The sequence below is a fragment of the Enterobacter cloacae complex sp. Mu1197 genome (assembly GCF_040059225.1).
GTDB lineage: Bacteria > Pseudomonadota > Gammaproteobacteria > Enterobacterales > Enterobacteriaceae > Enterobacter > Enterobacter quasiroggenkampii.
The window spans coordinates 1,625,660-1,638,743 of record NZ_CP157375.1; the positions used below are offsets into that span (position 1 = coordinate 1,625,660).

11 protein-coding genes are annotated in these 13,084 nt (G+C 54.7%); 7 read left to right on the forward strand and 4 right to left on the reverse strand.

Annotation, left to right across the window (positions count from 1 at the left end; translation table 11 throughout):
• Positions 1–45 precede the first annotated feature (45 nt).
• The 6 genes from rlmKL (at position 46) to rmf (ending at position 7,972) form a co-directional block, all read left to right on the forward strand.
• Entirely contained in the window at positions 46–2,154 is a 2,109-nt protein-coding gene (gene rlmKL / locus ABFV38_RS07605) for a bifunctional 23S rRNA (guanine(2069)-N(7))-methyltransferase RlmK/23S rRNA (guanine(2445)-N(2))-methyltransferase RlmL (protein WP_021240859.1), read from the forward strand.
• 12 nt (positions 2,155–2,166) lie between these two features.
• Positions 2,167–4,074, forward strand: a complete 1,908-nt coding sequence (locus tag ABFV38_RS07610; protein ID WP_032639317.1) for an ABC transporter ATP-binding protein — start codon at positions 2,167–2,169, stop codon at positions 4,072–4,074.
• A gap of 13 nt (positions 4,075–4,087) precedes the next feature.
• Entirely contained in the window at positions 4,088–5,341 is a 1,254-nt protein-coding gene (pqiA, locus tag ABFV38_RS07615) for a membrane integrity-associated transporter subunit PqiA (protein WP_248221091.1), read from the forward strand.
• A gap of 4 nt (positions 5,342–5,345) precedes the next feature.
• A complete protein-coding gene (gene pqiB, locus ABFV38_RS07620) occupies positions 5,346–6,986 on the forward strand; it encodes an intermembrane transport protein PqiB (protein ID WP_024907768.1) in 1,641 nt (546 codons plus the stop codon).
• Positions 6,983–7,549, forward strand: coding sequence for a membrane integrity-associated transporter subunit PqiC (pqiC, locus tag ABFV38_RS07625; RefSeq protein WP_045908366.1), 567 nt, complete (start codon positions 6,983–6,985; stop codon positions 7,547–7,549). Before pqiB ends, pqiC begins: the two co-directional genes overlap by 4 nt.
• Before the next feature lie 255 nt (positions 7,550–7,804).
• Positions 7,805–7,972 (forward strand): ribosome modulation factor, encoded by a 168-nt coding sequence (rmf, locus tag ABFV38_RS07630; protein WP_013097261.1) that lies wholly within the window; start codon positions 7,805–7,807, stop codon positions 7,970–7,972.
• Positions 7,973–8,043: 71 nt separating this feature from the next.
• On the opposite strand, the gene fabA is transcribed toward rmf, so the two are convergent.
• Both fabA and ABFV38_RS07640 read right to left on the reverse strand, forming a co-directional pair.
• The gene (fabA, locus tag ABFV38_RS07635) at positions 8,044–8,562 is read right to left on the reverse strand and encodes a 3-hydroxyacyl-[acyl-carrier-protein] dehydratase FabA (protein ID WP_008499931.1); all 519 of its coding nucleotides are present in this window, start codon (positions 8,560–8,562) and stop codon (positions 8,044–8,046) included.
• 68 nt (positions 8,563–8,630) lie between these two features.
• On the reverse strand, positions 8,631–10,391 hold the full coding sequence (locus ABFV38_RS07640) for a Lon protease family protein (protein WP_196352640.1): 1,761 nt from the start codon (positions 10,389–10,391) through the stop codon (positions 8,631–8,633).
• A gap of 186 nt (positions 10,392–10,577) precedes the next feature.
• Between ABFV38_RS07640 and matP the strand changes: the two genes are divergently transcribed.
• Positions 10,578–11,030, forward strand: coding sequence for a macrodomain Ter protein MatP (gene matP / locus ABFV38_RS07645; protein WP_008499929.1), 453 nt, complete (start codon positions 10,578–10,580; stop codon positions 11,028–11,030).
• Positions 11,031–11,096: 66 nt separating this feature from the next.
• Here matP and ompA read toward each other — a convergent pair whose 3' ends face one another.
• Both ompA and sulA read right to left on the reverse strand, forming a co-directional pair.
• On the reverse strand, positions 11,097–12,152 hold the full coding sequence (gene ompA / locus ABFV38_RS07650; protein ID WP_008499928.1) for a porin OmpA: 1,056 nt from the start codon (positions 12,150–12,152) through the stop codon (positions 11,097–11,099).
• Positions 12,153–12,506: 354 nt separating this feature from the next.
• A complete protein-coding gene (gene sulA / locus ABFV38_RS07655) occupies positions 12,507–13,016 on the reverse strand; it encodes an SOS-induced cell division inhibitor SulA (RefSeq protein WP_032637628.1) in 510 nt (169 codons plus the stop codon).
• Positions 13,017–13,084 lie beyond the last annotated feature (68 nt).

Here is a 13,084-nt window from a genome sequence, read left to right on the forward strand (position 1 = left end):
ATTAGCTATAATGCGCGACAATTTTCTAAGAGTAAAAGTGACGATATGAATTCTCTGTTTGCCAGTACGGCCCGTGGGCTGGAAGAGCTGTTAAAAACTGAACTGGAAAGCCTGGGCGCGCAAGAGTGCCAGGTGGTTCAGGGTGGTGTCCATTTTGAGGGCGACACGCGGCTTATTTACCAGAGCCTGATGTGGAGCCGCCTGGCGTCGCGCATCATGCTGCCGATGAAGGAGTGCAAGGTCTATAGCGACCTTGATCTCTATACCGGCGTACAGATGATCGACTGGACAGAGATCTTCACCCCGAATGCCACCTTTGCGGTGCATTTCAACGGCGTGAACGACGAGATCCGCAACAGCCAGTACGGTGCCCTGCGCGTAAAAGACGCCATTGTGGACTGCTTCACGCGTAAAAATAAGGAACGTCCCAACGTCGATCGTGAAAACCCCGATCTGCGTATTAACGTCTGGCTGAACGGCGACACGGCGAGTATCTCCCTCGATCTGAGCGGCGCGGGCCTGCACCTGCGCGGCTACCGCGATCGTACCGGTATGGCACCCATCAAAGAGACCCTGGCGGCCGCGATTGTGATGCGCTCCGGCTGGCAGCCGGGCACGCCGCTGCTCGACCCGATGTGTGGTTCCGGTACCCTGCTGATTGAAGCGGCCATGCTGGCTACCGACCGCGCGCCGGGACTGCACCGCGGCCAGTGGGGCTTCAAGGGCTGGGCGCAGCACGATGAAGCGCTCTGGAAAGAGGTCAAAGACGACGCGCAGACCCGCGCGCGGAAGGGGCTGGCGGAATATACCTCTCATTTCTACGGCTCCGATAGCGACCCTCGCGTCATTGAGCGTGCGCGCAGCAACGCCCGCCGTGCCGGTATCGGCGAGCTGGTCACCTTTGAAGTGAAAGACGTGGCGAACCTGACCAACCCGCTGCCAAAAGGCCCGTACGGTACCGTCATCAGCAACCCGCCATACGGCGAACGTCTCGACAGCGAACCGGCGCTGATTGCCCTGCACAGCCTGCTGGGCCGCAATATGAAGGACCACTTCGGCGGCTGGAACCTGTCTCTGTTCAGCGCCTCGCCGGAACTGCTGAGCTGCCTGCAGCTGCGCGCCGATCGCCAGTTTAAAGCGAAAAACGGCCCGCTGGACTGCGTGCAGAAAAACTACCATCTGGCGGAGAAGGCGGCCGACAGCAAGCCGTCCGGCGTGGCGGAAGATTACGCCAACCGCCTGCGCAAGAACCTGAAGAAATTTGAGAAGTGGGCGAAGCAGGAGGGCATTGAATGCTATCGCCTGTACGATGCCGACCTGCCGGAATATAACGTGGCGGTTGACCGCTACGCGGACTGGGTGGTGATTCAGGAATATGCGCCGCCGAAAACCATTGATGCGCAAAAAGCGCGTCAGCGCATGCTGGACGTCATTGCCGCCACCATCGCCGTGCTGGGTATTGCGCCAAACAAGCTGGTGCTGAAAACGCGTGAACGTCAGAAAGGCAAAAACCAGTACCAGAAGATGGGCGAGAAGGGCGACTTTATCGAAGTGGGCGAATACAACGCGCGCCTGTGGGTCAACCTGACCGACTATCTGGATACCGGTCTGTTCCTCGACCACCGTATCGCCCGACGCATGCTGGGCCAGATGAGTAAAGGCAAGGACTTCCTGAATCTCTTCTCCTATACCGGCAGCGCCAGCGTGCATGCCGGTCTGGGCGGCGCGCGCAGCACCACCACGGTGGATATGTCCCGTACCTATCTGGAGTGGGCGGAGCGCAACCTGCGTCTTAACGGCTTAACCGGACGTCAGCATCGCCTGATGCAGGCTGACGTGCTGGGCTGGCTGCGCGATACCGACGAGCAGTTTGATCTGATCTTTATCGATCCGCCGACCTTCTCCAACTCCAAGCGTATGGAAGATAGCTTTGATGTACAACGCGATCACCTGCGCCTGATGACCGACCTGAAGCGCCTGCTGCGCAAAGGCGGCACCATTATGTTCTCGAACAACAAACGCGGCTTCCGTATGGATCATGACGGCTTAGCAGCCCTGGGACTGAAAGCACAAGAAATCAGCCAAAAAACGCTGTCTCAGGACTTTGCCCGTAACCGTCAAATTCATAACTGCTGGTTGATTACCGCGGTCTGAAAGGAAAAATAAATGTCTTTAATTAGTATGCACGGCGCGTGGCTCTCTTTCAGCGACTCACCGCTTCTCGACAATGCAGAACTGCACATCGAAGATAACGAGCGCGTCTGTCTGGTGGGCCGTAACGGCGCGGGTAAATCCACGCTGATGAAAATCCTTAACCGTGAACAGGGGCTGGATGACGGGCGTATTGTTTACGAGCAGGATCTGATTGTCTCCCGCCTGCAGCAGGACCCACCGCGTCACGTGACCGGCAGCGTTTACGATTTCGTGGCGGAAGGGATCTCCGAGCAGGCTGAATACCTGAAGCGCTATCACGAGATTTCGCATCTGGTGATGACCGATCCGAGCGACAAAAACCTCAACGAACTGGCGAAAGTGCAGGAGATGCTCGATCACCACGGTCTGTGGCAGCTTGAAAACCGCATTAATGAAGTACTGGCGCAGCTCGGCCTGGAACCCGATATGGAGCTGTCGGCGCTCTCCGGCGGCTGGCTGCGTAAAGCGGCCCTGGGTCGCGCGCTGGTCAGCGGGCCGAAGGTGCTGCTGCTGGACGAACCGACCAACCACCTGGATATCGAAGCGATCGACTGGCTGGAAGGTTTCCTGAAAACCTTCAGCGGCACCATCATCTTTATCTCGCATGACCGTTCGTTTATTCGCAATATGGCGACGCGCATTGTCGACCTCGACCGCGGCAAGCTGGTCACCTATCCCGGCGATTACGATACGTATCTGCTGGAAAAAGAAGAAAACCTGCGCGTGGAAGAGTTGCAGAATGCCGAGTTCGACCGCAAGCTGGCGCAGGAAGAGGTCTGGATCCGCCAGGGCATCAAAGCCCGCCGTACCCGTAACGAAGGCCGCGTGCGCGCCCTGAAGGCGATGCGTCGCGAGCGCAGCGAACGCCGTGAAGTGATGGGCAGCGCCAAAATGCAGGTTGAAGAGGCGTCCCGTTCCGGCAAGATTGTCTTTGAAATGGAAAACGTCAACTATCAGGTTGACGGTAAAGTGCTGGTGAACGATTTCTCCGCGCAGGTTCAGCGCGGCGATAAAATTGCGCTCATCGGCCCGAACGGCTGCGGTAAAACCACGCTGCTGAAACTGATGCTGGGCCAGCTGCAGGCCGACAGCGGACGCATTCACTGCGGGACCAAGCTGGAGGTCGCCTACTTCGACCAGCACCGCGCGGAGCTGGATCCGGACCGTACGGTGATGGACAACCTCGCCGAAGGTAAGCAGGAAGTGATGGTGAACGGTAAGCCTCGCCACGTGCTGGGCTACCTGCAGGACTTCCTGTTCCATCCGAAACGCGCCATGACGCCGGTGCGCGCGCTGTCCGGCGGTGAGCGAAACCGTCTTCTGCTTGCGCGCCTGTTCCTGAAGCCAAGCAACCTGCTGATCCTCGATGAACCGACGAACGACCTGGATGTCGAAACGCTGGAATTACTCGAAGAGCTGATTGACGGCTATCAGGGCACCGTGATGCTGGTCAGCCACGATCGTCAGTTCGTTGATAACACCGTGACCGAGTGCTGGATCTTCGAAGGTGAAGGGCGAATTGGTCAATATGTCGGCGGTTATCACGATGCAAAAGGGCAACAGGCACAGTCGCTGGCGACGAAGCAGTCAAAGTCCAAAATAAGTTCTGAACCTGCTGTAACAAAAGCAGAAACTGTCAAGAAAACCTCGGCTAAACTAAGCTATAACCTGCAGCGCGAACTGGAGGGGCTACCGCAGCGTCTTGAAGAGCTGGAGGCCGCGCTTGAGGATCTGCAAACACAGGTTGCTGATGCGTCATTCTTTACTCAATCGCATGACTATACTCAGAAAGTACTGTCAGAACTGTCCGCGGCTGAAAAAGCCCTGGAAGAAGCATTTGAGCGCTGGGAGTACCTTGAGTCTCTGAAAAACGGCGCATAAACAGGGATAACATATGTGTGACCAGCACCATGCCGACAGGCATATTTTATGCTCGCAATGCGATATGCTCGTGGCGTTGCCAGAGCTTGGTCACGGACATAAAGCCCTGTGTCCACGTTGCGGTGCGACGTTGACAACCGAGTGGGACGCGCCGCGGCAGCGTCCCACTGCTTACGCTCTGGCAGCCTTGTTTATGCTGCTGCTCTCCAATCTCTTCCCCTTCATCTATATGAAGGTGGGGGGGATCACCAGCCAGGTGGATTTGCTTGAAATCCCGGGCGTGATGTTCTCGGAAGATTACGCCAGCCTGGGGACCTTTTTTCTCCTGTTTGTCCAGATAGTCCCGGCTTTTTGCCTGGTCGTCATCCTTTTGCTGGTGAACCGCGTCAGGATGCCGGCACCGCTGAAAATCCGACTGGCGCGTATTCTTTTTCAGCTCAAAAGCTGGGGGATGGCCGAGATCTTTCTGGCGGGGATTTTGGTCAGCTTCGTGAAGCTGATGGCGTACGGCGACGTGGGGATTGGCAGCAGCTTTATTCCCTGGTGTCTGTACTGCGTTCTGCAGCTGCGCGCCTTCCAGTGTGTGGACAGGCGCTGGGCGTGGGACGATATCGCGCCAGCGCCGACGCTTTCACAGACGGTGAAGGTTGGGGTGCCCGGCATTCGCCAGGGGCTTCGCTCGTGCCCGTGCTGTACCGCCGTGCTGCCCGCCGATCTCGACGTCTGTCCGCGCTGCGAAACAAAGGGGCACGTACGGCGTAAAAATAGCTTGCAGTGGACGATGGCGCTGCTGGTCACGTCCGTCATGCTGTATCTGCCAGCCAATATTCTGCCAATCATGATCACCGATTTGCTCGGTGACAAAATGCCCTCGACGATCCTCGCCGGGGTGATACTGCTCTGGGGCGAAGGTTCCTATCCGGTCGCTGGCGTCATCTTTATCGCCAGTATTATGGTGCCCACCTTAAAAATGATCGCCATCGCCTGGCTCTGTTGGGATGCGAAAGGGCATGGGAAACGCGATAGCGAACGCATGCACCTGATTTATGAAGTGGTCGAGTTTGTCGGACGCTGGTCAATGATTGACGTGTTTGTCATCGCCGTTCTCTCTGCGCTGGTGCGGATGGGCGGTTTGATGAGTATTTATCCTGCGATGGGGGCTTTAATGTTTGCACTGGTCGTGATCATGACCATGTTTGCGGCCATGACCTTCGACCCTCGTTTATCGTGGGATCGTGAGCCTGAATCAAGCCATGAGGAAGAGTAAGAGCATGGAAAATAAGAGTGGAGAGGCGAAAGTGCAGAAGGTCAAAAACTGGTCTCCGGTGTGGATTTTTCCCATCGTGACTGCGCTGATCGGTGCCTGGATCCTGTTTTATCATTACAGTCATCAGGGACCGGAAGTGACGCTGATAACCACCAATGCCGAGGGGATTGAGGGCGGTAAAACGACCATCAAAAGCCGTAGCGTGGATGTGGGCGTGGTCGAAAGCGCAACCCTGACGGACGATTTAACCCATGTGGAGATTAAGGCGCGCCTTAATGCCGGCATGGAAAAACTGCTGCACGGCGATTCCGTTTTCTGGGTCGTTAAGCCGCAGGTGGGGCGAGAAGGGATCAGCGGCTTAGGGACGCTGCTTTCGGGCGCCTACATTGAGCTGCAGCCCGGTGCTAAGGGTAACCAGCCAGCCAAATACCAGCTCCTGGACTCACCGCCGCTTGCGCCGCCTGATGCCAAGGGTATCCGCGTGATCCTCGACAGTAAAAAAGCAGGTCAGCTCACGGCGGGCGACCCGGTTCTGTTCCGCGGCTACCGGGTCGGGTCGGTTGAGAAAAGCACGTTTGATCCGCAGAAACGTGCGATCAGCTATCAGCTCTTCATTAATGCGCCAAACGATCGCCTGGTCACCAGCAACGTCCGCTTCTGGAAAGACAGCGGGATCGCGGTGGATCTGACTTCGGCAGGTATGCGCGTTGAAATGGGTTCGCTGACCACGCTGTTTGGCGGCGGCGTGAGTTTTGATGTGCCAGAAGGCCTGGATTTGGGCCAGCCGGTTGCAGAGAACACCGCTTTCCGTCTCTTTGACGATCAAAAAAGCATTCAGGATGCGCTCTATACCGATCACGTTGACTTCCTGATGTTCTTTAAAGACTCCGTTCGCGGCCTGCAGCCGGGGGCGCCCGTTGAGTTCCGCGGTATTCGCCTCGGTACGGTTGGGCAAGTGCCGTTCTTCGTCCCGGGTCTGAGCCAGATGCTGGATGATGACTATCGCATTCCGGTGCTGATCCGCATTGAGCCGGAGCGTCTGCTAAACCAGATTGGCGAAAATCAGGATATTGCAGCCCATATCTCTCAGCTGATGGAACGCGGTTTGCGCGGGTCGCTGAAAACCGGCAACCTGGTCACCGGTGCGCTGTATGTGGATATGGACTTCTACCCGAAAGCACCGCCAATTACCGGTATCCGTGAATTCGGTGGCTATAAGATCATCCCAACGGTGAGCAGCGGCCTGGCGCAGATCCAGCAGCGTCTGATGGAGACGCTGGATAAGATCAACAATCTGCCACTGAATCCGATGATTGAAGCGGCGACCGGGTCGTTACATCAGAGCCAGGAGACAATGCAGCGCCTGCAAACCACGCTGGATAACATCAACAAGATCACGGCGAGCCAGAGCATGCAGCAGCTGCCGCAGGACATGCAGAAAACGCTGCGTGAGCTGAACCGCAGTATGCAGGGCTTCCAGCCGGGTTCAGCAGCCTATAACAAGATGGTGGCAGATATGCAGCGTCTTGATCAGGTCCTGCGTGAACTGCAGCCTGTTCTGAAAACGCTCAACGAGAAGAGCAACGCGCTGGTGTTCGAAGCGAAAGATAAAAAGGATCCTGAGCCGAAGAGGGCAAAAGAATGAAAAAGTGGCTATTGATGGTTGGCGCTCTGCTGTTAACGGCGTGCAGTTCAGGGGTAGAGAATAAAAGCTACTATCAGCTGCCTGTGGCGACCCACAGCGGCGGGCAAAGCACGGCGAGTCAGGGAAACCGTCAGCTGTGGGTTGAGCAGGTTGCCGTGCCGGATTATCTGGCAGGAAACGGCGTGGTCTATCAGACCAGTGACGTTAAATACGTGATTGCGACCAACAACCTGTGGGCCAGCCCGCTGGATCAGCAGCTGCGCAACACGCTGGTGGCCAATCTGGGTAGCCAGCTTCCTGGCTGGGTTGTCGCGTCGCAGCCGCTGGGTAACGATCAGGATACGCTGAACGTCACCGTAACGGGCTTCCACGGCCGCTATGACGGTGCAGTGGTGATCAGCGGGGAGTGGTTGCTGAATCATCAGGGGCAGCTGATTAAGCGTCCTTTCCATCTGGAGCTGAAGCAGCAGAAGGATGGCTATGACGAAATGGTGAAAGTCCTGGCTCAGGGTTGGGCGCAGGAGTCGGCCAGTATCGCGAGAGAGATTTCCCGGCTGCCATAAGTAAAATTCATCATCAAAAACCGCAATCGGTCTGTCGCTGATTGCGGTTTTTTTTCGTTTTCACTTCAGGCCGTTACTTGTGCCACGTCACAATTTTTGTACAAATGATCTTCCAGGTAGCTCACAAATATGACACCCGTATGAATTTTGAACATTGACGCTGCGACTAATTCGGGGTATTCGTTATCTGTGCCTGTGCAGATAGTGCAGACACTGTTTTCTTTCCACCAGACAAAAGAATGAGGGAAACGAGGCATGAAGAGACAGAAACGAGATCGCCTGGAACGGGCTCATCAACGTGGTTATCAGGCCGGCATCGCTGGACGTTCTAAAGAAATGTGTCCTTATCAGACGATAAATCAAAGGTCACAATGGCTTGGAGGCTGGCGAGAAGCCATCGGCGACAGGGCACTCATAGCCTGATAACGTCTCTTTTAAAAAAGAAACCTCCGCAATGCGGAGGTTTCGCCTTTCCGGGGGTGCAAAAAGCACGATCAGAACGCGGACGTGTCCTGGAACAGGCCAACCTTCAGGTCGCTTGCGCTATAGATCAGACGACCGTCAACCAGCACTTCGCCATCTGCCAGGCCCATAATCAGGCGGCGGTTAACGATGCGCTTGAAGTGAATACGATAGGTCACTTTCTTCGCTGTAGGCAGAACCTGGCCGGTGAATTTTACTTCGCCTACGCCCAGCGCGCGGCCTTTACCTTCACCACCCAGCCAGCCCAGATAGAAGCCAACCAGCTGCCACATCGCATCCAGACCCAGACAGCCAGGCATTACCGGATCGCCGATAAAGTGGCAACCGAAGAACCACAGGTCCGGGTTGATATCGAGTTCTGCTTCTACGTAACCCTTATCGAAGTTGCCGCCGGTTTCGGTCATTTTCACGACTCGGTCCATCATCAGCATGTTCGGGGCCGGTAACTGTGGGCCTTTCGCGCCAAACAGTTCACCGCGACCAGAGGCAAGAAGATCTTCTTTTGTATAGGATTCGCGTTTATCTACCATGTTCTCAGTAAGCCTTATTTTAGTGAAGGACGCAGGATAGCTAACACGTGTACGCTGAACAAGTCCGATCAGTTAGAACTAAACCAGCCCAGCCAGCGTAACGGCCATGGATAACGATGACGAGCATCCTGCTGTGTCGCCTGAGCAATACGCTCCTGGATAGTCTGCATCAGGGTGGTTTGCCCTTCGCCATCCCATACCAGGTTTGTCAGTAAGGGTAGTGCATCCTCAATCCCTTCGATCGCCCAGATAGCGAACTGCTCTTGTTCAACCGCATCCAGGATCTCCTGACTGAGGCTTAAATGGCGTGCGTTGGGAGCCGGAATAATCACACCCTGCTTGCCGTTTAAACCGCGCTGCTGACAGATAGAGAAGAAGCCTTCAATTTTCTCGTTGAGGCCACCCACAGGCTGCGCACGACCAAATTGATCCACCGAACCGGTGATCGCGATGTTCTGATTGATAGGCACTTCCGCCAGGGCGCTGATTAAGGCGCACAGTTCAGCCATAGAGGCGCTATCGCCATCCACTTCGCTGTAGGACTGCTCAAACGTCAGCGAGGCGGAGAAAGGGATCTGTTGCTCAAGCTGCAGTTCAGACATCAAAAATGCCTGCATGATCATCATGCCTTTGGCGTGAATGTTTCCGCCCAGCTCGGCTTTGCGTTCGATGTCGGTAAACTCACCATCGCCAATATGCACAACGCAGCTGATACGGGACGGCTCCCCAAACGCGCGCGGATGGCCAGGGAATTCAATCACCGACAGGGCGTTAATCTGACCGACGCGTTCGCCTTCAGTTTCCACCAGAATTTGTTCCAGCAGAATTTCATCCTGCATACGGTCAGCAAGATAGCCTTCTCGCCACTCTCGTTGAGCAAGCATCTGGGTGAGTTGTTCTCCGGTGAACGCACCATTACCGCTAATCACACCCACTTCACGCAGCTGCTTGCCGATCCAGAGCGGGCAGAGTGGCAGCGTTTCCTGGTCACCGGTATAGCGCACCGCTTCGCGGATCAGGCCTGGCCACGCGTCAGCCGCAGGCGTTGGCAGCGCAAAACGTTCGGCAACGGCCATCACCCACTGACACCACTGCGCCATATCGTCGGCATCGGCAATCTGGATATTGTCTTCGTATTCGCTATATACCGCCTGCTCAGCCAGTTCCGGCTCCATTTCCTGGAAATCCGCCAGCGATTCACGATCGCCCGTCAGCACGACGGTTAACGACAGCGGCATAGACGGAACAGAGACGGGCAGAGGACGGGACTCATCATAGCCGACCCAGTCGAAACGCTGCTGGTGCACGATGGTTTTCAGACGCATCCACAGCAGCGGCTGGGAGAGCAGGGTACGCAGCGAGATGATCAGGACACCGCCATTTGCGCGATGTACCAGCCCCGGCTGCAGCGAAAGCTCGCCGTTAAACTGGCGCAGACAACCAAAGAGTTGTTCTGCCTCGACCCAGTTCGCGGTAATCACCTCGCCCTTAGCGGCAAAACGGCCGTCGGCCTGTGCCGCCGGTTCGAAAGTGACATCATGTCCCGTAATACGATACTGGCCGCCAAAAACGGCATTCGCTTCCGGCTTTAACTGACGCACGGCATCCCCGAACAACGTCAGGTATTCCGCTTCTTCCGGGGCTTTGAGCAGCATGAAAGGCGCAGTTGCCCATGGGCTTAATACCTGCTCCAGCGCGTAATGCAAACGGGGCTGCGTATCGCTAAGGATGAATTCGTGTTCTTTTGCGAGATCTGGCTGTGCAAACAGTTCCTGATAACTTTCGGTATCCGGAACAAGGTCACGCCATGCAAGTTTCGTAATGGTCAAAGTTGATGTTTTTTAGTCAGATGTAAAAGCGTGGAGTATACCGTAAGCGGGGGGCTGTACCCAAGCAGGATTGGGGATTTCGACAGGGTGATTGGCTGCATTCACTCACAGGATATGATTTCTTTTCAGCAGATTGCTAAAAAACTGATATTCTGAACAGAGTTACGTGGTAACACTGAGATCGCAATGAAATATCAACAACTGGAAAATCTCGAAAGCGGCTGGAAATGGAAGTACCTGGTCAAAAAGCACCGTGAAGGGGAACTGATCACCTGCTACATCGAAGCCAGCGCTGCACAAGAAGCCGTGGATATTTTGCTGACCCTCGAAAATGAACCGGTACAGGTTAACGGCTGGATTGAGAAACACATCAACCCTGCCTTGTTAAACCGGATGAAGCAAACTATCCGTGCGCGACGCAAACGGCATTTTAATGCTGAGCATCAGCACACGCGCAAAAAATCAATCGACCTGGAATTTGTTGTCTGGCAGCGCCTGGCCGGGCTGGCACAACGACGGGGCAAAACGCTGTCGGAAACCATCGTGCAGCTGATTGAGGATGCAGAACATAAAGAGAAATACGCCAACCAGATGTCGACACTGAAGAACGACCTTCAGGCGCTGTTGGGTAAAAAGTAGATTTTTTTACTTTTCTTCAGACAATAAAAAACCCCGCATTGCGGGGTTTTTTTATAAGACGATAACTTATGCCGCTGGCTGAGTTACAACGTCTTTGATGCCTTTAACTTCGATCTCTACGCGACGATCTGGAGCCAGGCAGTCGATCAGTGCAGCGCGAGCTTTCACGTTGTCACAGGTGTTGCCAGTAACTGGGTTAGATTCGCCCATACCACGTGGGGAGATCTTGTTAGCTGGGATACCTTTAGAGATCAGGTAATCAACAACAGACTGAGCACGTTTCTCAGACAGTTTCTGGTTGTAAGCGTCAGAACCGATACGGTCGGTGAAGCCCAGAACCACTACAGAACCGTCTTTAGGATCCAGGTTGCTCAGCTGGGTGTACAGCTGATCCAGTGCCTGCTGGCCTTCTGGTTTCAGAGTCGCTTTGTTGAAGTTGAACAGAACGTCAGACTTCAGAGTGAAGTGCTTGGTCTGTACTTCTGGAGCTGGAGCCGGCGCTGGAGCAACAACTGGTGCTGCTTCTTCCTGCTGGCCGAAACGGTAGGAAACACCTACGCTCAGCATGCCGTTGTCTGGACGAACACCAACGGTGTTGCCGTCGCCGATGTTGTTAACCCACTGGTATTCCAGACGGGTAGCGATGTCACGGGTCATAGCCCACTCAACGCCACCAGCGAATACTGGGGAAACACCGGTGTCATGGTCGTCGCCAGCGATGCTGTTGCTGGAGTCAGCGCGCCATACCATGCCGCCCAGACGGGTGTACACGTCCAGATCGTCAGTTACTGGGTAACCCAGTTTAGCGGTCAGCTGAACGCCCTGTGCTTTGAAAGCGCCGTTTACGGTGTCGCCTTTGTATGGCATACGACCTAACCAGTCGTAACCCATTTCAAAACCAACATACGGGTTAACCTGATAGCCACCGAACGCACCTGCACCAAGCTGGCTCTCGTGAGTTGGGCCATCATTGTTCAGGCTGCTGTTGTACCAGCCAGTGTCGTGGAACTGAGACCAGCCCAGTTTACCACCTGCATACCAGGTATTATCTTTCGGAGCGGCCTGCGCTACGGTAGCGAAGCCAGCCAGTGCCACTGCAATCGCGATAGCTGTCTTTTTCATTTTTTGCGCCTCGTTATCATCCAAAATTCGCCATGAAAGTCTCAAGAGAGAATCACGGTTAAATCCTTCACCGGGGGGCGTGGTCAAATATAAATCTACCGATATCTTCGGCTTAGGCCGAGCACCCCTGGCGATGTAAAGTCTACAACGTAGCTGAAAACTTACAAGTGTGAAGTCCGTCAGGCATATGAAAAAAAAAGTTCCGTATACCGATTATTTAACATTTTTCGAACGAATTTTGTGCAATAAAATTAAGGAGAACCGCACCAGACAAGCCTTGCCGCAATTTTGAGGTCGGGAACTAAAACCTCATCTTGCGGTCAAAAAAAATTCCAGGAAAAATCTTAATTTCACTCAATGATACAAATTTGAGTGAATTTTTAACCCAGAAAGTTGTCCTCTGCGGTAAGAATCCGATCGAACCGGACGCATAATGAACCCGATCGCATTCCCTTCTTCAGCAGCTTCAGTCAGGCGGAAATGTTCCTCTTCCGTCAACTCTTCCGGTAACCAGCCAATCACCACGCTGTAATTCCCTGTGCGTAACGCGCGGATCATCGACTCAACGGTATCGCAAGGCGAAAGCTGATTAATCTGCATGACCTTGGTCAGCGGCAGGCCAGCGGACTGAACCCACTCGCGGCTCAGCTTTTGCTGTGGCGTGAGCCAAAGCTGCCAGCGCGATTGCTGACCGAGCTGTTGTAATAACGGTAGTAACAGAAGTTGCGTTAACAAGGGCTGGTCTTCACGATAAACCACTTCACTGATAAGCCCTGTGGAAACACGCTCGACGGAATTCTGCGCGACATTGCCTGCGGCAGAAGAGAGAGAGATTGCGCGATTTGCATAGCCTGAAGTGTGCATATTCATTCCAGCCCTGTAGTTACTGTATGGATATACAGTAACCCCTGTATGCCCAAAGATCAACCTCA

Excerpts from the sequence above, each read along its gene's own strand:
- pqiB (WP_024907768.1), top strand. The coding sequence starts at position 5,346 with ATGGAAAATAAGAGTGGAGAGGCGAAAGTGCAGAAGGTCAAAAACTGG.
- sulA (WP_032637628.1), bottom strand. The coding sequence starts at position 13,016 with ATGCACACTTCAGGCTATGCAAATCGCGCAATCTCTCTCTCTTCTGCC.
- pqiA (WP_248221091.1), top strand. The coding sequence starts at position 4,088 with ATGTGTGACCAGCACCATGCCGACAGGCATATTTTATGCTCGCAATGC.
- rmf (WP_013097261.1), top strand. The coding sequence starts at position 7,805 with ATGAAGAGACAGAAACGAGATCGCCTGGAACGGGCTCATCAACGTGGT.
- pqiC (WP_045908366.1), top strand. The coding sequence starts at position 6,983 with ATGAAAAAGTGGCTATTGATGGTTGGCGCTCTGCTGTTAACGGCGTGC.
- ABFV38_RS07610 (WP_032639317.1), top strand. The coding sequence starts at position 2,167 with ATGTCTTTAATTAGTATGCACGGCGCGTGGCTCTCTTTCAGCGACTCA.
- rlmKL (WP_021240859.1), top strand. The coding sequence starts at position 46 with ATGAATTCTCTGTTTGCCAGTACGGCCCGTGGGCTGGAAGAGCTGTTA.
- matP (WP_008499929.1), top strand. The coding sequence starts at position 10,578 with ATGAAATATCAACAACTGGAAAATCTCGAAAGCGGCTGGAAATGGAAG.
- fabA (WP_008499931.1), bottom strand. The coding sequence starts at position 8,562 with ATGGTAGATAAACGCGAATCCTATACAAAAGAAGATCTTCTTGCCTCT.
- ompA (WP_008499928.1), bottom strand. The coding sequence starts at position 12,152 with ATGAAAAAGACAGCTATCGCGATTGCAGTGGCACTGGCTGGCTTCGCT.